Consider the following 24,545-nt stretch of genomic DNA (forward strand, 5'->3'; position numbering starts at 1 on the left):
CGGTCCCCTCCAGCAGCCGTCCACCCTAGCCTACGCAGTCTGTGTGTGGGTCCTGGCCACGCGGAGCTCACAGTGTGCCGGTGTATCGTGTCGACGATGCGAAGCCTGATCCTGGCGATCTCCCGGCGCCCGGAGATCCGGTACATCGTGTTCGGCGGGCTCAATACGGCCTTCTCGTACGCCCTCTTCACGGTCGGGCTGCTCGCACTGCACGCTGTCGGTGTTCCCGGCGACTACGCGATCGCCATCACGTTCAGCTGGCTCGTCTCCAACCTCACTTCTTTCGTGCTGCAGCGGCGATTCGTCTTCCGCGGGACGGGCCATCCGTTCCGCGAGTTCGTCAAGTTCACGTCCGTCACTTTCGGCTCGTTCCTCGCCAATCTCGCGCTGAGCTGGCTGTCGGCAGCGGTGCTGGGATTCGACTCTGCGGCCGAGAAGCTTGTGAGCCAGCTGATTGTGACGATCATCCTCGTGGTCGCGACGTACGTCCTGCACAAGACCTTTTCGTTCCGCAAGCCAGGAGCGGAGCCTGCGGGAATGGTTGCGGTCGAGGCGGACGCCCAGAGCGGGGGCGACGCTCTCAGGAACGGGTGATTCCGGCGAGATAGGCTGGAGGGACGCGGCGGCGCGCTGGATTTCGCCCGCCGCGTCGTCGCGTCCGCTGCGGACGGCATACATTCACAGAAAGCACTGCGCATGGATCTCCTCATCGTCGGCTCCGGCTTCTTCGGCCTCACGATCGCCGAGCGGGCCGCGGCATCCGGTCGCAAGGTCACGGTCATCGACCGCCGTCACCACATCGGCGGCAACGCGTACAGCGAGGACGAGCCGGAGACCGGCATCGAGGTGCACCGCTACGGCGCCCACCTCTTCCACACGTCGAACCCGACGGTGTGGGAGTACGTCAACCGCTTCACGACGTTTACGAACTACGTGCACCGCGTGTACACGAACCACAAGGGCGTCGTGTTCCCGCTGCCGATCAACCTCGGCACGATCAACCAGTTCTTCAACGCGGCGTACAGTCCTGACGAGGCCCGCGCCCTCGTGCATGAGCTCGCGGGGGAGTTCGACCCCAAGTCTGCGCAGAACCTCGAGGAGCGAGGCATCGGCCTCATCGGCCGGCCGCTCTACGAAGCGTTCATCCGCGACTACACGGGCAAGCAGTGGCAGACCGACCCGAAGGATCTGCCGGCCGAGATCATCAGCCGCCTGCCCGTCCGCTACACGTACGACAACCGCTACTTCAACGACACGTGGGAGGGCCTGCCCACCGACGGCTACACGGCGTGGATCGAGCGGATGGCGGATCACCCGAACATCGAGGTCCAGCTCGACGTCGACTTCTTCGACGAGTCGCAGCCGCTCAACAAGAAGGCGACCGTCGGACAGCTGCCGGTCGTCTACACGGGACCCGTCGACCGCTACTTCGACTACGCCGAGGGTGCGCTGTCATGGCGCACGATCGACCTCGAACGGGAAGTTCTCCCCGTCGGCGACTTCCAGGGCACATCCGTCATGAACTACGCGGATGCCGATGTCCCGTACACGCGCATCCACGAGTTCCGCCACTTCCACCCCGAGCGCGCCGACCGCTACCCGACCGACAAGACGGTCATCATGCGCGAGTTCTCACGCTTCGCGGGCCGCGACGACGAGCCGTACTACCCCGTCAACACGGCCGACGACCGCGCGGGCCTGCTCGCCTATCGCGAGCTCGGCAAGGGGGAGAAGGACGTCTACTTCGGCGGACGCCTCGGCACCTATCAGTACCTCGACATGCACATGGCCATCGGGTCGGCGCTGTCGATGTGGAACAACCAGCTCGCGTAACAGGTCAGCGGGAGCCGTCGAGCCAGGGTGAGAGGCGCTCGTCGAGCACCCCGACGAGGCTCAACGCGAACGACCGCGTGAGGTGGTTGTCGTCGGAGTAGACGACGAGCCCGCCGATCCGCGACAGGCATCGGTCGTGCGTGCAGAACGCGTCGTCGAGGTCGATGAGCCCTGCCCCGACGGATGTCGCCGCGTTCGACAGCGGGTCGTCGAACTCTGACTCAGCACGAGGCAGGCTGCACTGAGTCGGCTGTGCTGACGAGAGGCAGTCGACGGCGCTGCCGCCGCCCTGCGGAGGCACAGCGTGCATCTCGGGTGGATCGGTGATGACGACGACGTCCTTTCCCGCATCCTGAAGCCGGACGATCGACCGCTGGACCATGTCCGTCGTGAGGGGGTGGAAGCCCTCGTCGTCCGTCACGTACAGACGCGTCCGGTCTGTCATGACCACCGTCTGGATGCCGGCATCCTCCGCAACGGCCTGCTGGATCCTGTCTGTGACATCGCGGCACTGCTGCGAGGCGGTCGCGTCATACCCCCAGGCGGAACCCGTCACCTCGGAGGACATCATGGCGCAGCCTGAGACGAGGAAGGTGCTGAGACTGCCGCCGCGCTGGATCGCGACGTCGCGAAGGGGCTCTGCGAGCCGGGTCGCGTGCGAATCGCCGACGAGCGCGATGTGGGGGCCGTCGCCGGTGAGATCGCCGAAGTCGCAGCGCACGAAGTCCCCCGAGGTGGCGGCCTGCTCGCACGCGAGGATGTCGTCGGGAGGCACATCGACGGCGAAGGAGCTGAGGGATGCCGCGAGCGGGATCTCCTCGGCGGGGGCGCACGCACTGTCGAGCATCGCCGCGGCGCCATAGCAGTCGGGCTGCTCGGCGACCGGCATCGCGGTAGGGGCTTCGATCCGGTGGGTTGCGAGGGGTAGCGCCACCGCAGCGACGGCGGCCATCGCGACGAGGGTGCTCGCGAACGTCCACCGGGGCTTCGTTCTGACCACGAGGGGCCGCGTGCGGATCGGATCTTCGATGAACGTCTTGGAGGCCCAGCCGAGCAGGATGGAGACGGCGAGCGCCGCGACAGCCCACGCGGTGGACAGGGGAGCGCCCAGGACGTACGGCAGGATGACGATGATGGGCCAGTGCCACAGGTACGTGCCGTAAGAGACGTCGCCGAGGAACTGGACGGGACGGAGCCGGAAGAGTCGGGTCGGCGCGAGCGCGCCGGTCGGCGTTCCGGCTGCGATCATGAGCATCGTGCCACCGACGGGCAGGAGCGCGGTATACGAGGGGAAAGGCGTTGCGCCGGTGTAGAGAAGCATCGCCGCAGCGATGCCGACGAGCCCCGTCCAGGAGGCGAGTGAGGCCGAAAGGCCGGTTCCGAGCGGCGTCCCGAATCGGCGCAGAAGGAGCGCCAGGAGGCCGCCCGCGCCGAACTCCCAAGCCCGCGCGAACGTCGAGAAGTAGGCCACCGAGGGGTCCACGGTGGTAGACCAGATGGAGTACGCGAGGCTCGCCGCGCTCGCGACACCGATGACCGCGAAGACCGTGCCGACCGGTCGTCTCCGCGCCACCGTGGCGATCGCGAACGCGGCCAGGATGAGAAGCGGCCAGACGAGGTAGAACTGCTCTTCGACGCCAAGGCTCCAGAAGTGCTGAACGGGGGACTTGGCGTTCGACAGCGCCATGTAGTCGACCGATTGGGCCGCGAGCGCCCAGTTCTCGGTATAGAGCACGCTCGCGACGATCTCAGATCCGAACTGGCTCCACCGGGCGTCTGGTACGAACAGCCACACACCGAGTGCCGTCGCTGCGAGCACCGTGAGGGACGCGGGGAGGAGCCGCCTCGCCCGACGTGCCCAGAACAGCGGGAGGCGGATCCTGCCGCGGCTCAACCGCTCACGGATCAGGTGATCCGTGATGAGAAAGCCCGACACCACGAAGAAGACGTCGACGCCGACATAGCCTCCCGGCAGCCTTCCGGGCCACAGGTGGAAGAGAAGCACCCCGAGGACGGCGACGGCTCTGAGCGCCTGGATCTCCCGCCTCACCTTGGACTCCTTCGCGTCAGCGGAGGGCGTCGCTGCGGGCGTCGGGAGTCCCGCCGGTGCGAGAGCGGGGGTGGTCGCGGAGAGTTCGTGAGTCATGGGCTGGGCTTCATCAGGGTATTCGCCCGGCTCTGCGAGCTTGCTGTGCGCGGGTAAGTCAGCCGGTCCGGCCGGTGGCGCCCCGGCCACATCACGGCCTGGGTACGCGGTAGATGGTGACGAGAGAATCAGAGTAGACCGGCTCGGCGAGAACAGCGAGTTCGGGAGACACGGACGACTCGCCCTCCGTGGCGATCAGGTAGCGCACGCCGAGGCGGTATGCCTCCCGCAGCGTGTCGCGCGAGGGAGACGCGAACAGCTCCTGGTTGAACTCGAGCAGCTTCTCGTCGAAGACCGGGCGCACGACCGACGACGGTTCGAGCGCCGTCGACGCGGCGACGTACGACCAGGACTCGACGAGGACCCGCCGTCCCGCCAGACCCGACACCCACCACACGCGCGAGTCGCACTTCTCCGACTCGTCCCCCAAGCAGTGGTCGTTCACGGCCATGATCTGATCGGGAGTCGTGTTCTGCGACAGCCATTCGGCGGCCTCGCTCTGCGCGAGCGACAGGCTGGAACGCGCTGAAGCGCTGGAGGCCGGGCCGAGCACCGAATATGGAAGCGACGCGATGATCACTCCCACGACGAAGGCGGCAGCGATGCTGGATGGCAAGCTCGGTCGTCGTTGTCGGCGGCGCAGCGCGAGCGCGAGTCCTATGGCCGCTGCGGCCGCCGCGAGGACCGCAGCCGTCCACGCGAGCGAGGACCAGATGCGAGCAGGAGAGAGAGCCGAGAGCCACGGCGCGACAGCCCACATCGCCCACCCGAAGACCGCCCCACCGAGCACGGCTCCGATCGCGACACGACGGCGTCGAGCGTCGCCGTCCACGGATGCCGCGATCCACCAGCCCGCGAGGATGGCGCCGACCGGGATCGCGGTGTACGCGAAGTAGAGCTCGCTGTAGCCGGGATGCCCGAGGACAAGCGCGGCGGCGATCGCGGCGCCGCACATCCCCGACATCCACCACGCGATCGGATCGCGGCGGAGTTCTCGCTCGAAGACGCTCCCGAGCGCGAACAACGGTCGAACGACGATCAGAGCGACGGCCAGGAGTGAGCCGGCGATGCGTCCCGGACTCGATAGCAGCTGGAGTATCAGCCAGCCGCCGATCCCGGATGCCGGCGGACTCGGTTCTCCACGGACGAATGGCGCCAACGTCAGCACGTGGAGAAGCCTGACCGACGTCCCTGAGCCGCCGCCCGCGACGAGGACCGAAGCTGTCGCGAAGATCACCGCCGCGAGGGCACCGACGATGGCGAACCGACTCCACGGCGCCCTCAGCACGAGCGCCGCGACGAGCGCCGCGACGCACCCTGCAGCGACCAGCGGCAGGGCCGTCGGCTTCGCTCCTGCAGCGACCACGAGCGAGAGCACAACGACTGCCGAAGCACCTACTCCGGCAGTGCGCCCTCGAGCGAGAGCCGTCATCGCAACGATGAGCAGGAGCAGCGGGACGAAGACGTAGAGCTGGGAAGGCGAAAGCGGCCGGAGAGCGTCCTGAAGATCGATCTGAGTCCACCATGGACTGAACACAACGGATGCCGCCGTGAGGAGAGCGGCGATCGCGGCAGCAGTTTGGCGTCGCGCCACGGTATCCGCCGCAGCCGCGACGAGTCCGATGACGAGCAAGGTCAATGCGGCGGGCCACAGCCTCAGCGCGATCACCGTCACATCCAGCCGCGTCACGAGCGCGGCAGCCGCCATGTCGGCGTTGGCGAACCAGTGGTATTGGATCGGGCCAAGCGTCGCTGCCTGCGGAATGCCGAGCGGCATGGCGCGCATCGCCTCCCACACCAGGCTCATATGCCAGAGCAGGTCGGGATACAGCCCCGCGTCCGATGGTGGCAGCTCCCACACCGCCATGAAGCTTCTGCCGGCGTGCACGAGCGCACTCGCTGCCGCCGACGCCACCGCGAACTGAACAGCCGGATGCCACGACCCCGTGGGGCGACGGAAGATCCGGCGTCGCGTCCTCCGAGGGATCAGGAGGAACAGCGTCGCCAGGGGCCACGCCCAGAGCCATGCCCGAACGTCGAGGATGCTCGCGGCGAACCAAGCGAACAGCGTGAGGACGACGCCGGTCGCACCGCCGACGGCGAGGTCGGATGCCCACGAGCGCATGGGACCGAGCAGTGTCCGCGACACAAGCCATCCGGGGCCCGCCACGCCAAGGACGACGTATCCCCCGTATATCGCGATGTCGCCGACGGGCGTGCCATATCGTACGAGCACGCCGACGGCGACCGCGGCAAGACCGAGCAGCCACACGATCCAGAGGAGGTGGACGTGGCGAGAGCCGAAGCGGGACTCGCGTCGGAGCACCTCTTGGCTGGACGCCTCTTCGAGCTTGGCTGTGTGGGGGCGTCGCACCGGACAATCGTAGAGCAGGGCCGCGCCGGGCATGCCTGCGCTCCGCCCGTCGAAGACGCGTCCGCATAGACTCGTTCACCGTGACGACCATCGCCGTCGGCGCCCCGGGGTCCTCCCGCCGCTACCTCCACTCCCTGTGGCTCCTCTCGGCCCGCGACCTCCGCGTCCGGTACGCCACCAGCGCGCTGGGCTACCTATGGTCGGTGCTCGACCCGCTCGTCATGAGCGCGATCTACTGGTTCGTCTTCACGCAGGTCTTCCACCGCTCGAGCGTGGGGGGCGACCCGTACATCGTGTTCCTCATCACGGCGCTGCTTCCGTGGGTGTGGTTCAACTCGGCGGTCTCCGACTTCACGAAGGCCTTCAGCAAGGACGCGCGGCTCGTGCGGTCGACCGCGATCCCGCGCACGATCTGGGTCAACCGGATCGTCTTGAGCAAGGGCATCGAGTTCCTGTGCTCGATCCCCGTGCTCGCGCTGTTCGCGGTCTTCACGGGGGCTGTGCCCGGGTGGGGACTTCTCTGGTTCCCCGTCGCGGTCGTGCTGCAGACCGCCCTGCTCGTGGGCCTCGGGCTGCTCGTCGCGCCCCTGTGCGTCATGTGGGGCGACCTCGAGCGCACGACGCGGCTCATCCTTCGCGCGCTGTTCTACGTGTCGCCCGTCATCTACGGGGTCGCCGACCTGCCGGGTGTGTTCCGGGAGCTGGCCGCTCTCAATCCGCTCGCGGGCATCTTCACGCTCTACCGCATGGGGTTCTTCCCGAACGAGTGGGACACACTGTCCGTCGTCATCAGCGTCGTCCTGACCCTCGGGCTGCTCGTGCTGGGCGCGCTGGTGTTCCGTCGGCTCGAGCCGTCCGTGCTGAAGGAGCTGTGATGGCGGAGAGCGCCGCCATCCGGGTCGAGGGACTCGGCATCCTGTTCCGCCGCAACCGGCGGGGCCGCCGCAGCCTCAAGGATCTGTTCGCCGGCACGTCGCGGCGTTCGCGTCCCGGTGAGTTCTGGGCGCTGCGCGATGTGTCGTTCGACGTGCGACCGGGGGAGTCGATCGGCGTGGTCGGCCGCAACGGACAGGGCAAGTCGACGCTTCTCAAGCTCGTCGCGGGCGTCCTGCTGCCCGACGAGGGCTCGGTGGCGGTGAACGGCGGCGTGGCGCCGCTCATCGAGATCACCGGCGGCTTCGTCGGCGACCTCACGGTGCGCGAGAACGTGCGCCTGACGGCGGGACTGCACGGGATGTCGCGGGCCGAGGTTAACCGTCGCTTCGACGACATCATCGACTTCGCCGAGCTCGCCGAGTCGGTGGACACCCCGTACAAGCACCTGTCCAACGGCATGAAGGTCCGGCTGGCCTTCTCGGTCGTGTCTCAGCTGGAGGAGCCGATCCTGCTCGTCGACGAGGTGCTGGCCGTGGGAGACAAGGCGTTCCGCGAGAAGTGCTACAAGCGCATCGACGAGCTTCTCGCCGAAGGGCGGACCCTCTTCTTCGTATCGCACAACGAGAAGGACCTGCGCCGCTTCTGCACGCGCGGGCTCTACCTCGACAAGGGCCGGCTCGCGCTGGACGCCCCGATCGGCGACGTGCTCGATCGGTACAACGCGGACTACAACGCGGGCTGATCAGAGCCCGCCGCTCTCGCTCATGCGGGAGCAGCGCGCGGCGTATGACTAAGCTGAAACGTCATGGGGAGTATCGCGGTGCTCAATGGGGAGTAGCAGTTTTCTCGTGCGCGACGATGTGCCGACTGAGCAGGAGGCGGCGTTCTATGCCCGCCTGAGGCCCCTTGTGGCGAGTTATGCAGCGACCCATCCCATCAGGCGAGTCGCCGTCGTCGGCAACCAGCCACTCGCGCCCTCCGCGGAACGAGCCGAGCTCATCGACACGGCCGATGTGGTCTTCCGCGTCAACGGCTTCGGCGCCGACGACGCCGAAGGGCCACCCTCCGTCGGCTCCCGCACCGACGTCGTCGTGTTCAATCGAGGGGTTCGTCCCACACCGTGGTTCTTCCAGGACTATGCCGAACGCCTCTACCTGATGATCGAGCCAGGCAGAATGCTGTGGGAGAACCCGAAGATCCCGGATTTCTGGCCCAAAGACTTCGGATTCGTGACGATGCCCAATCGCGAGGTCATCATCCCGCTCGGCCACGCACTCGGGTTGAATCCGAAGACTGAGGGACTCTGGGCTACGACCGGGACTGTCATGCTCTGGATCGCCACTCGGCTGTTCCCAGACACACCGGTGGACGCGGCCGGATTCTCGTTCGTCGACGAACCCGAGCAGTCCGCATGGAACCACGCGTACGGCGACCCCTCGGCGGTCGGATCCGAGCATCGCATCGGGCCCGAATCGACACTCGTACGGAAGTGGATCGCCACCGGACAGGTCGCGTACCACCGCTGAAAACGTGATATCAGGATGGAAGCTATGCTGAATCGAATCCGACGTCGTCTGGATGCTGCCGTCGAGCGCCGAGTCGATCCCCGCGTGGACGCCCGAATCCACGCGATCCGCGAGGAGATCGCACGGGAGAACGCCGACTACGAGTCGCGTCTTGCGGGCACGCAGGCGGACTTCTCTTACCTGCGATCCGAGTTCGATCGGATCGCTCCGCAACTCGCCGCCCTCGAACAGCGGTTCGAGAGCCTGCGCCATGAGCTCTCTGTCGCCGAGCGCGACCCGGACGGCATACTCGCGCAGGCTCGTCGCGAGCATGAGCGAGCCCGCTTGCGTCTTGAGCTCGTCGCACATTATGAAGAGCGTCTGCGCCGCCTCGAGGACGAGAACGCGCCCTAGCGTTGTCTCAGCGGCCAGCGTCGGCTTCCGTTCGGCGGAGATCCGGTCGCCGTGCCATCAGCGCGAGAATCTCGTCCTGGCCGAACAAGGGGTCGCCCCTGTACAACTCGTCATAGACGGCCCGCGCGAAGGAAAGATCGGCGGGGTAGTCGACCGTCCACCTCAGATCGGAGCGATCGGGTACCTGGGTCACGGCGTGAAGGCGGAATCGCTGCGGTCGCCGATAGATACCCAGCGTCACATGCTCGCGCTCTTCGCCCGTCGGGTCGACAGCCGAGAGGGCGCGCAGCGCGGCGGAGCGGACGGCTTCGACATCCAGACCGCGAGGGAACGTGCGGATCATCGCGTTCGAGGTGTAGTCGGCCCCGTGCGCTTCATGCTCGCGGACGACGCGGTCGATGACCGCTGGGTCGGTGAGCACATTGTCGCCGGTCAGACGCACGACGGTGTCCGGCTCGAACTCATCGATGACGGTCAGGAAACGGCTGAGCACGTCATCAAGGCTTCCGCGCCGCACAACCACGCCCGCGGTCTCTGCGACAGCGACGAGGGGATCATCGCTCGGATCGGTCGAGGTCGCGAGAACCAGACCGTCGAGGGTTCGAGCGCGGGAGATGCGTTCGATCGCCCGGAGGATCAGTGGGACGCCGAGCACCGGCGCGAGGACCTTTCCCGGAAGCCGAGAGGAGCTCATCCGGGCCTGGAGAATCGCGAGGGGCACGAAAAGAGGCTACCCGCGAAGCGTCCCTATGCTGAGACCGTGGTGACCGTGCGGCGGGCGAAGGCAGGAGACAGCCGTGACCTCCTTGCGTGGCGAAACGATCCGGAGACGCGCGCAGCCTCCATCGACACCGGCCCCGTACCGCTCGCGACGCACGAGGCGTGGTTCACCCGCGTCCTCGCCGACCCGCATCGGGTTCTCTACATCGGCCTGGACGAGGCCGGAACTTCAATCGGGATGGTTCGCTTCGACCGAGGAGACGATGGCGCCGCGGAGGTGAGCATCAACGTCGCGCCCGCTCAGCGCGGCCGTCGGCTAGGCCGCGCACTGCTGCTCGCCGCGATATCGAGCTATCGGGGCGAGGCCGGCAACGGCACTCTGTATGCGTCCGTCCGCACCGGCAACGCTGCCAGCCTGCGATTGTTCCGAAGAGTCGGGTTCTCCACCGCTGGCGGGTCGAGTGATGTGATCGTGCTCGTCCTGCGCGACGATCGGCGGATCAGCCGAGCAGGTCCCAGCTGAGCGGGGTTCCCTTGACAGCGCCAGTCCGGAACACCCGCCCGATCACGCGGTGCAGATCGGCGGGAGGCAGCCCGCCACCTGGTCGCACGCTCCGGACGTTCGCGTGTGAGGCAACATCTCCGGGCCTCACATCCGCGGAGACATAGAGGGACGGACGGAGCCGGAGTGACTCGGTCTCCGCCGGAGTTGCCCACTGGCTCGCCGAGCCGAGTGCGCGCGCTGCCGCATCGCAGCCCTCGACCAAGAGACGCAGCTCAGTCGGTTCGAGGGAGAACGCGGCATCCACGCCGCCTTCGGCCCTACTCAGTGTGAAGTGCTTCTCGATCACCGAAGCGCCGAGTGCCGTGGCGGCCACAGAGACGCCGATACCCAGCGTGTGGTCGGACAGACCGACCTTGACGCCGAACATGTCTGCCATCACCGGCATCCGCCTGAGGTTCGCGTCGTCTGGAATGGCGGGATAGGAACTGGTGCAGGCCAGAAGTGTGAGGTCGGCGCAGCCACCGTCGATCGCAGCGTCGACCGCTGCCGCGACCTCCGCGATCGACGCAGTCCCCACCGAGATGATCATCGGTTTGCCGGTCTGGGCGACGATCCGGATGAGCGGCGTATCCACGATCTCCAGAGAGGCGATCTTGTAGAGGGGCACGTCGAGCTCCTCGAGGAAGTCGACCGCGGTCTCATCGAACGGCGTGGAGAACGCGACAAGGCCGAGCTCGCGGGCCAGGTCGAAGATGGGTCGATGCCACTCCCAGGGCGTGTGCGCCTCGCGGTAGAGGTCGTACAGCGTGCGGGCGCCCCACAGCGCGTGCCCGTCACTGACGCGGAAGGCAGGACTGTCGACGTCGAGTGTGATCGTGTCAGCAGTGTAGGTCTGGATCTTTACTGCATGCGCGCCTGCGTTCGCTGCCGCTCGCACGATGTCAAGAGCGCGGTCCAGCGAACCGTTGTGGTTCCCGGACATCTCCGCCACGATCATTGGGCCGAGCCGGTCGGCTGATGACACGGGGCCAGTCATTCGAGCGCCCTTCGTACGAGATCGATGACGCGAAGCTGATCGCTCTCGCCGAGACTGGCGTACATCGGGAGCGAGATCTCCTCGGCATAGTACCGCTCGGCAACGGGGCACATTCCGCGGCGGTAGCCGAGATCCTCGAAGTAGGGATGCCAGTAGACCGGAATGTAGTTGACCTGGACCAGCACGCCGTTGGCGCGGAGAAAGTCGAAGACTTCGCGTCTGCGGCCGCCTTGGACGCGAATCGGGAACAGGTGCCACATCGGATCTGTGTCGGGACGGCGCGCAGGAAGGGTGAGCCCCTCGACGTCGGCCAGTCCGTCCATGTAGCGATCGAAGACGCGGGCGCGGGCGGTCTTGAACTCGACGATGCGGCGCAGCTGGCTCAGCCCCAGCGCGCAGAGCACGTCCGGCAGTCTGTAGTTGAGGCCGAGCGAGTGCACCTCCTGGTGCCACGGTCCCTCTTCCGGCCGTCGCTGAAGTGCTCGATCGCGGACGAGACCGTGATTCCGGAATCGTCGGGCAGCCTCGGCGAGCGCCGGGTCATCTGTGACGACGGCGCCACCTTCTGCCGTCGTCATGTTCTTGGTGGGGAAGAACGAGAACGTGGTGATGTCGGCGAGGCTTCCGACGGGGCGTCCGCGGTAGGTCGAGGCGATCGAATGTGCGGCGTCCTCCAGCAGGAGGGCTCCGGATGCGGACGTAAGCGTCTTGAGGGCATCGGCGTCGGAAGGATGTCCGGCGTAGTCGACCGCCGCGACGACCCGCGTCGCGTCGTTCACGAGAGCGGCTGCTGCGCGCGGATCGATGTTGCCCGTGTCCTCTTCGACGTCGGCGAAGACGATCGTCGCTCCCAGCTGTGCCGCGGCCGCTGCGGTGGCGACGAACGTGAGAGCGGGGACGACTACTTCGTCGATCGGCCCGACTCCTGCCGCGGCGTACGCAACATGAAGCGCTGCCGTGCCGTTGCTCGTCGTGATGGCGTCGGACACCCCTGCAGTCGTCGCGATGGCGGCCTCGAACTCGGCTACGCGGGGCCCTGTCGTGAGCCAGTCGCTGCGCAGCGCCTCGACGACAGCCGCGACGTCCTCATCGTCGATCGATTGACGGCCATAGGGAATCGGACCCATCAGTCGAGGGTTTCCAAGATGTCGCGGAGTGCCGCAGTGTCGAGCCACAGGTCGTTGGTGTTGGAGCGGTAGGCGAATCCATCCGGAACCGCCTCACCGTCTGCGGGCGCACGCCAGCCTGTCCATCCGGCGACGGTCGGCAGCACCACATACCGGTCCCCGAGCAGAAGCGTGCGACGGCTGTCGTCTTCGGAGATCATCTCCTCATGCAGCTTCTCTCCAGGCCGGATGCCGATCTCATGGGTCGGCGAGTTCGGAGCGACTGCCTCGACGAGGTCGAGGATCCGCATGCTGGGGATGCGAGGGACATAGAGCTCACCGCCGACCATCTGGTCGAAGGAATCGATGACGAACTGGACTGCCTGCGGCAGCGTGATCCAGAACCTGGTCATACGTGCGTCGGTGATGGGCAGCGACTTGCCCTCGGCCGCGAGCTTCTTGAAGAAGGGGACGACAGAGCCACGACTTCCCATGACGTTGCCATAGCGCACGACGCTGAAGCGCGTCTCGTAACCAGATGCGTAGTGATTGGCTGACTGGAAGAGCTTGTCTGCCGCGAGCTTCGTGGCGCCGTAGAGATTCAACGGGCTGGAGGCTTTGTCGGTCGAGAGCGCGACGACCTTCTTGACTCCGGTGTCGATCGCGGCCTCTATGACGTTCTGCGAACCGACAATGTTGGTGCGGACGTACTCGAACGGGTTGTACTCGGCAGTGTCGACCTGCTTGAGCGCTGCCGCGTGCACGACGTAGTCGACCCCATGCATCGCACGCCGGAGCCGGTGCTCATCGCGAACGTCCCCGATGAACCATCGCAGTCGCGAGTCGTCGCCGAACATCTGCCGGACCTCGTACTGCTTCAGTTCATCACGTGAATACACGACGATGCGTCGGGGGTCGTGCCTTTCGAGCACGTGCGCCATGAACGCCTTCCCGAACGAGCCCGTGCCGCCCGTTATGAGGATCGACGATCCGTCTAGTATTGCGATGATGAACCTCCAAGCCTGCCGATGGGGGAGCATGCTGGCGGCGCAGACACGGCCGGCGGATGTCCCCCGAAGAGCCTACCGGTGAAGGTCATCCTGCGCGCTGACGCGGGCGTCGGCATCGGTGCAGGACATGTGATGCGCTGCCTCACGATCGCCGAGGAGCTTCACGCGCGCGGACATGAGGTGACGCTGTGGGGCTCGCTTGGTGGAGTCCCCTGGCTCGGCGAGAGGGTGACGGCGACAGGCGTGCGTCACCTCGCAAGCGAGCCGTTCTCGCTCGATGTCGATGTGATCGCAGCCGAAGCAGACGTCGTCGTCGTCGACTCGTACACCATCGACCCGGCCGAGATCGGGCGTCTGGATGCGCTGGCACCAGTCCTGGCTGTCATCGACGGGGACGACCGTCGGATCCGAGCGTCGGCGTATCTCGATCAGAATCTGCACGCAGAGGCGTTGCCGTACCCGTCGCATGTCTCGGATCGTCTATACGCCGGAAGCCGGTACGCACTCGTCCGCCGCGAACTGAGCGAACTGCACAGGGTCAGCGCCTGGCCACTGCCCGACGAACCGAGGGTGCTCTGCGTCCTCGGTGGGAGCGATCCGCTTCGCTCGATGCCCCGTGTGGCCGCTGCGCTCTGCACCTTGCCTGAAGAGGTGCGACTCACTCTCGTGACTGCGCCGGAGTCGCTTCAAGATGTGCGCGAACTCGTCGCTGGCCGCGGTGGCGTCAAGGTCGTGCCGCCGACCTCGCATATTGCCGGCCTCCTTGCTGAGTCGGATCTCGTCGTCTCGGCAGCAGGAACGACCGCATGGGATGTCTGCACGATTGGGATGCCGGCAGTGTTCATCGCGGTCGTGGACAATCAGCGCGCAGGACTGCGCGCAATCCTCGACGCGGGCGTCGCGCTCGGCCTGGATGCAACCCACGATGTGGCCTGCATCGACACCGTGGGTCAGCTCGTTGCGATGCTTATCGACGACGAGGATCTGAGAAACGAACAGTCAGCGAGGTGTCGTGAATTGTTCGATGGCCGGGGTCCGGAGCGCGTCGCGGACGCCCTCGAGCTAATGTCCGAGAAGCCTTGAGTCGTCGTCAGGCCTCAAGAGCATGGTCGAGCGGCGGCATCGGCCGCCACGAGGCGTCCCGCGCGATCTTCCGCCCGTCGCGCAGACCGCGGAAGAGGTTCGAGGTGCCGCGCACCTTCCGCTCGACGGCGACGAGCCGGATCAGCTCCTTCATGAACGTCAGGAATGTCCCCGCGCCGAACAGCACCGGGTGGTAGACGTCGAACGCCCGGTAGTAGCGCTTGATGATCGCGCGGTTGCGCATGATGTAGTAGCGGTACGCGTCGCTCGAGGCGTTCATGTGCCGGATGCCCATGTCCCACTGCTTGATCTCGCGTGTGCGGCGCAGCACGAACTCGTCGACGATGACCGACGTCGTCTTGCGCGAGGCGAGCCACCCGTACGTCTGGTCGTCCCAGTAGATGAAGAAGCGGGGATCGGGCAGGCCGATCTGCCGCACGATGTCGCGGTGGATGAACATGCCCTCGAAGCATCCCGAGTTCATGACCTTGTAGCCGGACTTGTCGAAGCTCGCGGGAGCGAAGGGGATCGGGATGCCGAGCGGCTCGGCGATCCTGTACTGCCAGTAGAACTCGCTGCCGTCGTAGTCGTAGCGCCGGCCCTGGATGCTCTTGAACCGCGGCGCCCACTTGCCCATCTTGGCGAGCCCGTCGGGTATGACCTCGACGTCGTCGTCCATGAGCCAGATCCACGTCGACCCGAGCTCGTACGCGACCCGCATGCCTTCGCTGAAGCCGCCCGAGCCGCCCGTGTTGGAGTCGAGGCGACGGTAGACCAGGTTCGTGCCCAGCCGCTCGCGGAACGACTCGACGACGGCTGTCGTGTCGTCGGTCGACGCGTTGTCGACGATCACGAGGTGGCCGGGCTTCGGGTCCATCCGCTCGACGCTCTCGAGGAGGCGGGTCAGGAGCCCCGACCGGTTGTAGGTCACGACGGCGATCGTCGCAGTTGCAGGGTCGAAGGGCTGGGTGCGCGTCGTCACAGGAGTCTCGGTCGTGAGGGGCATGGCCTGAGAATCCTACCGTGCCTGCGTCTCGTCACCCTGGACGTGCGGCAGCTCGGGCCCGGCATCCAGCGCGTCGATCCGCTCCCGCCACGACCTCGAGTGACCTGCCCGCACGGTGCAGACCACCAGCAGCACCCAGCCGACGCCGGTGAGCGTGAAGCTCTCGAACATCGAGTCGACGAGGAGGGCGACGAGCAGGAGGGGCGTCCACGCGTACACGACGGAGCGGCGGTCGCTCGCGACGAGCCATGAGCGCACGAGCGCGATGCCTGCGAGGGCGAGGAAGAGGAGCAGGCCCAGCCACCCGAGCTGCAGGAGCACGTCGAAGTAGGCGTTGAGGGCCGTCGCGTGGCGCTGTCCGAGGGTGAAGTTGATCCCGACGAAGGGCGGCTCGAGCGGGTCCCACGGGCCGAACCATCCCCAGCCCTGCACGGGCTGCAGACGCACGAAGGTCAGCAGCCGCGCCCACAGGCCCGCCCGTGTCGAGAAGTCGCTGCCGGCGCCGAGCATCGCGATGATGGGGTGACGCGCGAGGTAGGCGACGACGATCCCGACGGTCACGACCCCCGCGACGACCCACTGCAGCACCTCGCGCCGGGCGGGCCGCGCGTGCCGCACGAGCCAGAGGACGCCCGTCGCGGCCCCGACCGTGACGGCGAGCACCGACACGGTGGGGGAGTCCGACAGCGCAGCGAGCAGTCCCGCCAGGACGACGGAGAACAGCGAGAGCCCCGGCCGCACGGATTGCGTGCGGTATTCGACGAGGAACGTGATCAGCGCGATGACGGCGGCGAAGCCCAGCAGGTTCCTCGTGCCGAAGATGCCCTGGACGGGCCCGAGCTGCGCGAGGTTGCCCTGGATGTCGAGGAACCGGATCGGCATGTCGATCAGGATGCCGGAGAGGATCTCGAGCCCGAGCGAGATCGACAGGATCCAGCGCATGACGTCGCCCAGCGCCCGCGCGGTCTGCAGCGTGTCGCGCACGTGGCCGATCGTCACGGCGAGCAGCGCGAGCCCCGCCGTCGACACCCAGCTCCAGAAGCTCGCGGGCGCGTTCCGGCTCCAGAACACGCTCAGCAGCGCCCACGCGAGGAAGACGACGAGAGTCGTCGGCACGAGCCGCAGGAACGAGATCTCGCGGCGCCGCACGATCAGGATCGCGACGGCCAGCACGCACAGCGACGCGATGATCGTCGCGTACGTGACGCGTCCGGCCATCCGCTCGATCGCGAACGAGGAGAACACGGTGGCCACCACCGCGATCGTGTACGCCCGCGCGAGGGATGCCGAGGCCAGCACCTCGCTCAGCCAGCGACCGCCGCTCGGACTGCTCGAGCTCGCGGTCACGGCGCTCGCTTGGGGCGAGGCGCACGCACCGCGCCGAGGTCCTGCTCGATCGCGAAGCTCTGCTCGACGGGCCCCACGCCGACGTGCGGCGCCTGCTTGATCTTGAACCCGAGCATGACGAGGAACATCCAGCCCCACAGCAGGAGCGGACCGGACTCGGAGAAGCCCTGCACGAGCAGGATCGTCGCGACGAGCGTCGGCAGCAGCGAGAGAGGCGAATAGGGGCGGTCGGCGCGCAGATCCCAGCGAGGCCGGTCGATCGCGAAGAACCACGCACGCCAGATCAACGCGAGGTAGGCGAGCGCGAGCAGCGTCACGCCGACGGCGCCGAGCTGGAGGAACGCGTCGATCCACATGCTGTGCGCCTGCTGCACGGACTGGCCGTGGTCGATGATCCACCCGTCGAACGCGGGGTCGGCGACGACCCACGGCGTCGCGAACCCCCACCCGGCGACGGGACGCTGCGACGCCCTCTCGAGGACGGCCGCCCAAATCGTCTCGCGCCCCGTCAGGTCGGAGCTGCGGCCCAGCGCCGTGAAGATCTCGTCGCGGAACAGGACGAGTGCGAGCCCGCCGCCCGCGCCCACGGCGGCATACGCGATGTAGTACTTCGTCCGCTCGCCCGGGCGGCGCGCCCGCCTCATGAGGAGCACCGTGGCCAGCACGACGCCGACCGCGACCGCCGCGAGGTACGCCGTCGCGGACGAGGCGCGCAAGAACAGGTACGCCGAGAAGACGATCCACAGGATCAGCATGAACCGCCGAGGCGCGCGGGCGGCGTACCGGATGGCGAACACGACGATCGCGAGCAGAGCGACGGGACCCAGGAGGTTCGCGTTGCCCATGATGCCCTGGAGGCGGCCGCCGTCGAACAGGTTGTCGCGCGACCAGTACTCGATCGGGTCGGACGCCTTCGCGACGACGAAGCCCGGGAGGATCGGCGCCCCGATGAACAGCGACACCCACAGCTCGAACACGAGCGACAGGCCGAGCACCCACTTGAGCGCCGACGCGACCGCCTTGACGAGCTCGCCCCACGTCAGCACCGAGCCGACGAACAGCGCCTGCAGCGTCGTGATCAGCAGCAGGAGGAGCGTCCACGCCGAGACCGCGGGCCACGCCGACCACAGCAGCGACAGGACCGCCCATGCGGCATACGCGAGGGCGAACCACGGGAGCCGACGCCCGTTGACGGGCGGACGCATCACGATCCAGAGGCCGATGGACAGCATCCCGCCCGCGATCACGATGACCGCCGTCACGGCCTCGCCGAACGCGTTGATCCACGCGGTCCCCGCCAGGGCCATGAACAGGACGAAGATGCACCACGCGCGCAGGAGGAGATGGCCCGTCTTCTCGCGCACCGGGGCGGCCGGGGTCGCCGAGACCGGATGCTTCGTGTGGACCGCCATCGTGCATTCAGGGTACCGCGGGGCCGTGTCTAGGCTGATGACATGCTGGTTCCCCTCTCCAACAGTCCGCGCGATTACGCGTGGGGATCGACGACGCTCATCGCCGACCTGGAGTCCCGCTCCGCGTCGGGGCTGCCCGAGGCGGAGGTGTGGTTCGGCGACCATCCCGGCGACCCCGCGCTCGTGCCGGACGGTCGTCCGCTGGGGGAGTGGCTCCAGGCCGAGGGTGCGACGACGGGGGCGCCCGCGCGCCTGCCGTACCTGCTGAAGCTGCTGGCCGCGGCATCCCCTCTCTCGATCCAGGTGCATCCGTCGAAGGAGCAGGCCGAGGCGGGCTTCGCCCGCGAGGAGGCCGCGGGCGTTCCCCGGGACGCCTCGCATCGCCTGTACCGCGACGACAACCACAAGCCCGAGCTCATCGTCGCCGTGAGCGAGACCTTCACTGCGCTCGCGGGGCTGCGCGACCTCGATGCGACCCTCCGCCTGCTCGCAGCGCTCGGCGAGCCCGCGGCTCCGCTCGCCCGCCGTCTGGCGGGGGAGGATGCCGCGACCGCCCTCCGGGACGCGGTGGCGTGGCTGCTGTCGGGGGATGCGCAGAGCGTCGTCGATGCCGTGATCGCAGCGGTAGCGGCCGCCCACGAGCCCGAGTTCGCCGCGGAGCTGTCGGCATCCCGCAGCATCGCATCGGCATACCCCGGCGACCCCGGGGTCGTCGTCGCGCTCCTCATGAACCTCGTCGTCCTTCGTCGGGGCGAGGGTCTGTTCGTTCCCGCGGGCGTTCTCCACGCATATCTCGAGGGGCTCGGCGTCGAGCTCATGGCTGCGAGCGACAACGTGCTGCGCGGAGGACTCACACCCAAGCACATCGACGTCGCAGAGCTCGTGGCCCTTCTCGACGCGACGCCGGGGCGCGAGCCGCGTCTCGTGCCGGCCCCCGTCGGCGCGGGTGTCGAGCGGTTCGACGCGGGCGTCCCCGACTTCTCCCTGCTGCATGCCTCCGTCGCCCCCGACGCGTCCGCCACCGTGCGCCTCGACGGCGTGGCGATCGTCCTCGCGACGGATGGGCGCCCCGAGGTGCGGGGGACGCTCTCGGGGGATGCCGTCGCGCTGACGCCCGGTCGCGCAGTCCTCGTGTCCCCCGACGAGGGCGCGATCGCGCTGTCGGGCTCCGGCGAGGTCTTCGTCGCCGTTCCCGGGACCGCGATCCGAGCCTGATGCAGGGCCGGTCCGTCTGCCGGCGGGCTGAGAGATACCCCATTGTTATCCGTGCACGACACGCCGTCGGCGCGTCGTGAAGGTTCAATCCGGCCTTGAGGCTTTATGGTTCGCGACTTGACCGCGGCGAACTACACGGGTGTAATTATCCGTACACGCGGACCAGCGTGGGGGGTTAAAAGGGTGGGAGAACGAGATGACGGGTTACCGTTCCGGCGTTCCCGACAATTGGTTCGTCGATCCAGTCGATCTGGGCGTTCCGGGGGTGCGTCGTCCGCTCGAGGGCGATGACGATCCGCTCGCGTGGCAGACCGACGCGCTGTGTGCACAGACCGATCCAGAGGCGTTCTTCCCCGAGAAGGGCGGCTCGACGCGAGACGCCAAGCGCATCTGCACGTCGTGCGACGTGCGCAGCCAGTGCCTGGAGTACGCGCTGCAGAACGACGAGCGCTTCGGCATCTGGGGCGGGCTCAGCGAGCGCGAGCGCCGCAAGCTCAAGCGCCGCGCCGGCTGAGCACGCGTCGCTCGTGCGCGCCGCGCGAGGCGATTCCCGTACACGACGGGCCGCGGACGAGCCGAGTGCGGGACAGGCATCCGATCTCGCGCGAACGGCGCGCGCCTCCATACCGTGCGGAGGCGTCCGCCTAGGCTGACGACGTCATGCCCGCCCGAGTCCACGCCCTACTCGTCGTGCGCCCCGACGGGCGCATCCCCGCCGCGCACCATCTGCGGCGGACCCTCAGGGCGCTCGACGAACAGACCCGCAAGCCCGACGCGCTCACGATCGTCGTCTGCGGCGCCGATCCGGGCGTGACCGAGGCGGCCGCCGCATCCGGTGCCGAGTCCGTCATCACGACCTCCGGGGGAACGGGGTTCGCCGCGGCGCTCGCCCTCGCGACGCACCGCGTCGAGGCGGACGCGGTCTGGCTGCTCGCACAGGACACGGCGCCGCAGCCCGAGGCGCTGCACCGGCTCGTCGGAGCGCTCGAGCTGGCTCCGTCCGTCGCCTTCGTCGCGCCCAAGCTCGTGCGCTGGGACGACGCGACGGAGATCGTCTCGCTCGGGGTCGGGATGACGCGGCTCGGCCGCGCAGTCGGCCTCTCGGACGGCGAGCTCGATCAGGGCCAGCACGACGCCGAGGAGGACGTCCTGGGCTCGGACGTGCGCGGCATCCTCGTCCGATCGGACGCGTGGCATGAACTCGGCGGGCTCGACGCAGCCCTCCGCGGGGCCGACGAGGGCCTCGATCTGGGCGTGCGCGCACGACTCGCAGGCGCCCGCGTCTCGCTCGTGCCCGGCGCGCTCGTCGCCGTTGCGGGCGACGGGGTCGCGGGCCCCCCCGCACCCGTCACGCGCCGCAGCCGGCGCCGCCGTGCGTTCGCAGCGCGCACAGCGCAGCTTCACCGCAGGCTCGCGTATGCGCACGCACTCGCCCTCCCGTTCGTCTGGCTCGCGCTCGTGCCCCTCGTGGTGTGGCGCACGGGGGTCCTCCTCGTGCGCAAGACCCCTTCGCTCATCTGGCCGGAGTGGGCGGCGACGCTCGTCGCGTTCTTCCGGCCCGCCGCCGTCGTGAGGTCCCGCCGACGGATACGCCGCGCACGCCGCGCGTCGTGGTCGCAGCTCGCTCCGCTGCGCGTCTCGCACGCCGAGCTGCGGCAGCGCTTCGACGACGATCCCGATGTCCCGACGGGGGATGCCGCGCCCCAGCGGGGCGAGCTGAGGTTCTTCTCCGGCGGGGCAGCGTGGCTCGTGCTGGCGGCGCTCACCGCGTCCGTCGCCGCGTTCCCTGCGCTGCTCGCGTGGCCCGTCCTCGGCGGCGGCGCGCTGGAGCCGCTTCGCTCGACGCTCTCGCAGCTGTGGGGCGACGTCGCCTACGGCAGGCGCGCACTCGGACTCGACACGATCGCCCCCGCCGATCCGTTCGCCGCCGTCATCGCGGTGCTCGGCAGCGCGTGGCCCGTCGAGCCCTCGCGCGTCCTCGTCGTGCTGTGGGTCCTCGCTCTGCCCGTCGCGGCGCTCGGCGGCTGGTTCGCCGCGACGCGCGTCACGGATCGGGCCGTGCTGCGCATCGCCGGCGGCGTCGTCTGGGCGCTCGCGCCGACGTTCCTCGCGGCGCTCACGCAGGGGCGCCCCGCCGCGGTCGTGCTTCATCTGCTGCTGCCGTGGCTGCTCTACGCGGGCTCCGTCGCGCACCGCTCGTGGGTCGCGTCGGGAGCGGCATCCCTGCTCCTCGCCGCCGTCGTCGCGTGCGGACCCTCCCTCGCTCCCGCGCTCGCGGTGCTGTGGGCCGTCACCCTGCTGCTGACGATCGTGGTCCGCGCGGGGCGGGGCGCCGCGCGCGTCATCTGGGTCGCCGTGCCCGCGATCGCGCTCGCCGTGCCGCTCGTGTGGCGGCAGCTCCGGCTCGGCACGCCGCTCGCCGTGCTCGCCGACCCCGGGATGCCGTGGGCGGGCCCGCAGGTCGCCGCCGACAGCGCAGGGCGCGCGCTCCTCGCCGCGGGGTTCCCGACGACCGACCCCGGCGGGTGGACGGCGTTCCTCGCAGACGCACCGACGTGGTGGGTTCCGCTGCTCGCCGCGCCGATCGCGCTCCTCGCGCTCGTCGCGCCGCTCACACAGCGGTGGGCCGCGGGCACGGCCCTCCTGGTGGTGGCGGCTCTCGGCATCGGCACGGCCTTCGCGGCCGTGGGCGTCTCCGTGTCGTTCGCGCAGTCGCAGCCCGTCGCGCTGTGGCCCGGCTCGGGGCTGAGCCTCGCCTGGCTGGGCGCGCTCGGAGGTGCCCTCGTGACGCTCGACGCCGGAATCGCCCCGCGGCTGCGCGCGGCGCGAGCCGCCGCGGCCGTGACGGTCGTCGCGGCCATCGCCGTGCTGTCCGTGCCGTCGCTGACGGCGTTCGCGCGCGATCAGACGCTGCTGCAGAACGGTCCGCGCAGCACCCTCCCCGCGTACGTCGCGGCGGAGGGCCGCGACGATCCCGACGTCGGGACGGTGGTCCTCACGCCGCAGAACTCCGGCGGTGTCGCGGCATCCGTCGTCTGGGGAGGCAGCGAGACACTCGGCAGCCAGTCGACCGTCGTCGCGACGCGGACCGAGGCGTCCGACACGGATGCGCAGCTCGCCGCGCTCACGGCCGATCTCGTCACCTCGACGACGGGCGACGCCGTCGACCGCCTCGTGCGCGCGGGTGTGAGCTTCGTGCTCCTCGCTCCGGCCGCCGTGCCGGAGTCGGATGCCGCGCGCGCCCTGCGCCTGCAGGCGCAGACGTCCCTCGATCAGCGCGACGGACTCGACTCGGTGGGCGACACCTCGAAGGGCGCGCTCTGGCGCGTCGAACCCGACGCCGACCCGCGCCCTGCGCTCTCGGCGGCGGACGCGCGCAGGGCGGGCTGGATCGGCGGCGTCCAGCTCGCCGTCGCCGCGATCGCGCTGCTGCTGGCCATACCGACGGCCGGCACCCGCAGCGCCGCGCGCCGCACCTCACGGGTCGTGGGTCCGTACTGGCAGGAGGGCCGATGAGCGACCGCCGATTCTTCCGCCTGGCGACGACGGGCGCGCGCATGCTGGTCGGCACGCTCGTGGCGGCGGGCTTCGTCGTCGCCGTCGTGACGGCCGTCTCTGTGCCGTGGACGTCGCTCTCGCACGAGCCCGTCCGCATCAGGGCCACCCCGGAGCCGACCGAGACCGTCGTCGTGTGCGACGGGCCCCTGCTCGCGCTCGGTCGGCAGGCGGAGCAGGCGCAGCAGCTCTCGACGGCCTCCGATGTGTCGGTCACGGTCGGCGTCTCGGAGGGCGCCGCGGATCCCTCCGAGACACAGCTCGCGTCGCCCGACCTCCTGGGCGCGGAGGGCGTGCCCGTCTTCACGGCCGAGCCCGCGGACGGTGCCCGGACGGATGTCGCGGCGTCCTCGTCTGCAACCGCCCGCGCCGACGACCTCGCCGGGTTCGCGGCATCCGGATGCCGCCCGCCGCTGCTGGAGTCCTGGCTCGTCGGAGGATCCGGAACCGTCGGCGCGGCCGATCTGGTGCTGCTCTCCAATCCCGGTGACGTCGCGGCGACGGTGCAGCTGACCGTCTTCGGCGCTTCCGGTCCGACGACTCCGCCCGGCGGCAGCCTCGTCATCGCGCCGGGCACGCGCCGGATCGTGCCGCTCGCGGGACTCGCACCCGACGAGCAGAGCCCCGTCATCCGCGTCACGGCGACGGGGGCGCCCGTCCAGGCGGCGCTGCAGACGAGCATCACGCGCACCCTCGTGCCCGGGGGGATGGATCAGTCCGGTGCGATCGCGGCGCCCGAGCAGGACCTCGTGCTGGCGGGGATCATCGCATCGGACGTCACGACGGCGGACGGCCCCGCGACCGTCCTGCGCCTCCTCTCCCCGTCGGCCGACACGACCGCCGAGGTGACGGCGCGGGTGGTCGACAACACGCGACCCGCGGGGGAGCCCCAGACGATCCCTCTCGCCGCGGGACAGCCCGTCGAGGTCGAGCTCGGTCCGCTGCGCACCGGTGTGTACACCGTGACCGTCGCGGCGGGAGCGCCCGTCGTGGGCTCGCTGTGGCAGGCGACGGGACTCGGCGCGGGCGACGACTTCGCGTGGTACACGCCCGCGGACGAGATCGGGGTGCCGACGCTGTTCGCGACCCCAGCGGGGCCCCCGCCTCTCGTGACCGTCGCGAACACCTCCGACGGCGACGTGACGGTGCGGATCGCCGCGACGGACGGCTCGTTCTCGACGGAGGTCGCCGTCGCAGCGGGGACGGCCACGGACCTGCGGCTGCCGTCGCGGGGAGTGTTCCTGCTCGACCCCGGCGGGCCGGGCATCCACGCCGCCGTCTCGTTCTCCGCCGCGGGTGCGCTCGCGGGCTTCCCCGTGTGGCCGGCGGATGCCGCGGAGCAGCCCATCACGGTCTACCCGTAGCGGCGGGTCGTCGCCGCTGCGTGGGGCGGGCGGACGCG

Annotated in this window: 21 protein-coding genes; 12 read left to right on the forward strand and 9 right to left on the reverse strand. The window is 69.0% G+C overall.

The window, feature by feature from the left end; translation table 11 throughout:
- Window positions 1-96 precede the first annotated feature (96 nt).
- Window positions 97-594 carry a GtrA family protein gene (locus tag FHS08_RS11040; RefSeq protein ID WP_167038918.1) on the forward strand — a complete coding sequence of 166 codons (498 nt, stop codon included), beginning with the start codon at window positions 97-99 and terminating at the stop codon, window positions 592-594.
- Between the two features lie 102 nt (window positions 595-696).
- The gene (glf, locus tag FHS08_RS11045; protein WP_167038920.1) at window positions 697-1,833 is read left to right on the forward strand and encodes a UDP-galactopyranose mutase; all 1,137 of its coding nucleotides are present in this window, start codon (window positions 697-699) and stop codon (window positions 1,831-1,833) included.
- 4 nt (window positions 1,834-1,837) lie between these two features.
- Here the strand turns inward: glf and FHS08_RS11050 are convergent, their stop codons facing one another.
- Together FHS08_RS11050 and FHS08_RS11055 are read right to left on the reverse strand one after the other, a co-directional pair.
- Window positions 1,838-3,883, reverse strand: a complete 2,046-nt coding sequence (locus tag FHS08_RS11050; protein ID WP_167038922.1) for an SGNH hydrolase domain-containing protein — start codon at window positions 3,881-3,883, stop codon at window positions 1,838-1,840.
- Between the two features lie 187 nt (window positions 3,884-4,070).
- Complete coding sequence (locus FHS08_RS11055; protein WP_167038923.1) at window positions 4,071-6,353, reverse strand: hypothetical protein; 2,283 nt, start codon at window positions 6,351-6,353, stop codon at window positions 4,071-4,073.
- An 80-nt stretch (window positions 6,354-6,433) separates the two neighbouring features.
- Here FHS08_RS11055 and FHS08_RS11060 point away from each other — a divergent pair, with 80 nt between their 5' ends.
- The 4 genes from FHS08_RS11060 to FHS08_RS11075 all read left to right on the forward strand — a co-directional run bounded on the left by FHS08_RS11060 (window position 6,434) and on the right by FHS08_RS11075 (window position 9,148).
- A complete protein-coding gene (locus FHS08_RS11060; protein ID WP_167038925.1) occupies window positions 6,434-7,228 on the forward strand; it encodes an ABC transporter permease in 795 nt (264 codons plus the stop codon).
- The gene (locus tag FHS08_RS11065) at window positions 7,228-7,971 is read left to right on the forward strand and encodes an ABC transporter ATP-binding protein (protein WP_167038927.1); all 744 of its coding nucleotides are present in this window, start codon (window positions 7,228-7,230) and stop codon (window positions 7,969-7,971) included. Before FHS08_RS11060 ends, FHS08_RS11065 begins: the two co-directional genes overlap by 1 nt.
- 106 nt (window positions 7,972-8,077) lie before the next feature.
- Window positions 8,078-8,755: a glycosyltransferase family 29 protein gene (locus FHS08_RS11070; RefSeq protein ID WP_208382258.1), complete on the forward strand. Its 678-nt coding sequence runs from the start codon at window positions 8,078-8,080 to the stop codon at window positions 8,753-8,755.
- Window positions 8,756-8,839: 84 nt separating this feature from the next.
- Window positions 8,840-9,148: a hypothetical protein gene (locus FHS08_RS11075; RefSeq protein ID WP_167038932.1), complete on the forward strand. Its 309-nt coding sequence runs from the start codon at window positions 8,840-8,842 to the stop codon at window positions 9,146-9,148.
- A 7-nt stretch (window positions 9,149-9,155) separates the two neighbouring features.
- On the opposite strand, the gene FHS08_RS11080 is transcribed toward FHS08_RS11075, so the two are convergent.
- The gene (locus FHS08_RS11080) at window positions 9,156-9,869 is read right to left on the reverse strand and encodes a cytidylyltransferase domain-containing protein (protein ID WP_167038934.1); all 714 of its coding nucleotides are present in this window, start codon (window positions 9,867-9,869) and stop codon (window positions 9,156-9,158) included.
- A 39-nt stretch (window positions 9,870-9,908) separates the two neighbouring features.
- Between FHS08_RS11080 and FHS08_RS11085 the strand changes: the two genes are divergently transcribed.
- The gene (locus FHS08_RS11085) at window positions 9,909-10,391 is read left to right on the forward strand and encodes a GNAT family N-acetyltransferase (protein WP_167038936.1); all 483 of its coding nucleotides are present in this window, start codon (window positions 9,909-9,911) and stop codon (window positions 10,389-10,391) included.
- On the opposite strand, the gene pseI is transcribed toward FHS08_RS11085, so the two are convergent.
- Genes pseI through pseB form a run of 3 tightly spaced genes read right to left on the reverse strand, consistent with a single transcriptional unit; the run spans window position 10,369 to window position 13,555 of the window.
- Window positions 10,369-11,397: a pseudaminic acid synthase gene (gene pseI / locus FHS08_RS11090; protein WP_341800387.1), complete on the reverse strand. Its 1,029-nt coding sequence runs from the start codon at window positions 11,395-11,397 to the stop codon at window positions 10,369-10,371. The two genes, FHS08_RS11085 and pseI, sit on opposite strands and share 23 nt — an antisense overlap.
- A gap of 8 nt (window positions 11,398-11,405) precedes the next feature.
- On the reverse strand, window positions 11,406-12,536 hold the full coding sequence (locus FHS08_RS11095; RefSeq protein ID WP_208382259.1) for a DegT/DnrJ/EryC1/StrS family aminotransferase: 1,131 nt from the start codon (window positions 12,534-12,536) through the stop codon (window positions 11,406-11,408).
- Complete coding sequence (gene pseB / locus FHS08_RS11100; RefSeq protein ID WP_208382260.1) at window positions 12,536-13,555, reverse strand: UDP-N-acetylglucosamine 4,6-dehydratase (inverting); 1,020 nt, start codon at window positions 13,553-13,555, stop codon at window positions 12,536-12,538. The genes FHS08_RS11095 and pseB overlap by 1 nt, the downstream gene beginning before the upstream one ends.
- Window positions 13,556-13,603: 48 nt before the next feature.
- Between pseB and FHS08_RS17155 the strand changes: the two genes are divergently transcribed.
- Entirely contained in the window at window positions 13,604-14,608 is a 1,005-nt protein-coding gene (locus tag FHS08_RS17155; protein ID WP_167038940.1) for a glycosyltransferase, read from the forward strand.
- Window positions 14,609-14,615: 7 nt separating this feature from the next.
- On the opposite strand, the gene FHS08_RS11110 is transcribed toward FHS08_RS17155, so the two are convergent.
- The 3 genes from FHS08_RS11110 to FHS08_RS11120 are packed head-to-tail and all read right to left on the reverse strand — an operon-like array spanning window position 14,616 to window position 18,373.
- A complete protein-coding gene (locus FHS08_RS11110) occupies window positions 14,616-15,614 on the reverse strand; it encodes a glycosyltransferase (protein WP_167038942.1) in 999 nt (332 codons plus the stop codon).
- Between the two features lie 12 nt (window positions 15,615-15,626).
- Window positions 15,627-16,961, reverse strand: coding sequence for an O-antigen ligase family protein (locus FHS08_RS11115; RefSeq protein ID WP_167038944.1), 1,335 nt, complete (start codon window positions 16,959-16,961; stop codon window positions 15,627-15,629).
- Window positions 16,958-18,373 carry an O-antigen ligase family protein gene (locus FHS08_RS11120; RefSeq protein WP_167038946.1) on the reverse strand — a complete coding sequence of 472 codons (1,416 nt, stop codon included), beginning with the start codon at window positions 18,371-18,373 and terminating at the stop codon, window positions 16,958-16,960. The genes FHS08_RS11115 and FHS08_RS11120 overlap by 4 nt, the downstream gene beginning before the upstream one ends.
- Before the next feature lie 42 nt (window positions 18,374-18,415).
- On the opposite strand from FHS08_RS11120, the gene manA reads away from it, so the two are divergent.
- The 4 genes from manA to FHS08_RS11140 all read left to right on the forward strand — a co-directional run bounded on the left by manA (window position 18,416) and on the right by FHS08_RS11140 (window position 24,507).
- Window positions 18,416-19,588 (forward strand): mannose-6-phosphate isomerase, class I, encoded by a 1,173-nt coding sequence (gene manA, locus FHS08_RS11125; RefSeq protein ID WP_167038948.1) that lies wholly within the window; start codon window positions 18,416-18,418, stop codon window positions 19,586-19,588.
- A gap of 196 nt (window positions 19,589-19,784) precedes the next feature.
- The gene (locus tag FHS08_RS11130; RefSeq protein ID WP_167038950.1) at window positions 19,785-20,102 is read left to right on the forward strand and encodes a WhiB family transcriptional regulator; all 318 of its coding nucleotides are present in this window, start codon (window positions 19,785-19,787) and stop codon (window positions 20,100-20,102) included.
- Between the two features lie 146 nt (window positions 20,103-20,248).
- The gene (locus tag FHS08_RS11135; protein ID WP_167038952.1) at window positions 20,249-23,104 is read left to right on the forward strand and encodes a glycosyltransferase; all 2,856 of its coding nucleotides are present in this window, start codon (window positions 20,249-20,251) and stop codon (window positions 23,102-23,104) included.
- Window positions 23,101-24,507 (forward strand): DUF5719 family protein, encoded by a 1,407-nt coding sequence (locus FHS08_RS11140; protein WP_167038954.1) that lies wholly within the window; start codon window positions 23,101-23,103, stop codon window positions 24,505-24,507. The genes FHS08_RS11135 and FHS08_RS11140 overlap by 4 nt, the downstream gene beginning before the upstream one ends.
- Window positions 24,508-24,545: the final 38 nt, after the last annotated feature.

Origin of the sequence: Microbacterium ulmi, from assembly GCF_011759705.1 — a bacterium.
GTDB lineage: Bacteria > Actinomycetota > Actinomycetes > Actinomycetales > Microbacteriaceae > Microbacterium > Microbacterium ulmi.

Excerpts from the sequence above, each read along its gene's own strand:
- FHS08_RS11040 (WP_167038918.1), top strand. The coding sequence starts at position 97 with ATGCGAAGCCTGATCCTGGCGATCTCCCGGCGCCCGGAGATCCGGTAC.
- glf (WP_167038920.1), top strand. The coding sequence starts at position 697 with ATGGATCTCCTCATCGTCGGCTCCGGCTTCTTCGGCCTCACGATCGCC.
- FHS08_RS11065 (WP_167038927.1), top strand. The coding sequence starts at position 7,228 with ATGGCGGAGAGCGCCGCCATCCGGGTCGAGGGACTCGGCATCCTGTTC.
- FHS08_RS11095 (WP_208382259.1), bottom strand. The coding sequence starts at position 12,536 with ATGGGTCCGATTCCCTATGGCCGTCAATCGATCGACGATGAGGACGTC.
- pseB (WP_208382260.1), bottom strand. The coding sequence starts at position 13,555 with ATGCTCCCCCATCGGCAGGCTTGGAGGTTCATCATCGCAATACTAGAC.
- FHS08_RS11110 (WP_167038942.1), bottom strand. The coding sequence starts at position 15,614 with ATGCCCCTCACGACCGAGACTCCTGTGACGACGCGCACCCAGCCCTTC.
- FHS08_RS11120 (WP_167038946.1), bottom strand. The coding sequence starts at position 18,373 with ATGGCGGTCCACACGAAGCATCCGGTCTCGGCGACCCCGGCCGCCCCG.
- manA (WP_167038948.1), top strand. The coding sequence starts at position 18,416 with ATGCTGGTTCCCCTCTCCAACAGTCCGCGCGATTACGCGTGGGGATCG.
- FHS08_RS11130 (WP_167038950.1), top strand. The coding sequence starts at position 19,785 with ATGACGGGTTACCGTTCCGGCGTTCCCGACAATTGGTTCGTCGATCCA.
- FHS08_RS11135 (WP_167038952.1), top strand. The coding sequence starts at position 20,249 with ATGCCCGCCCGAGTCCACGCCCTACTCGTCGTGCGCCCCGACGGGCGC.
- FHS08_RS11140 (WP_167038954.1), top strand. The coding sequence starts at position 23,101 with ATGAGCGACCGCCGATTCTTCCGCCTGGCGACGACGGGCGCGCGCATG.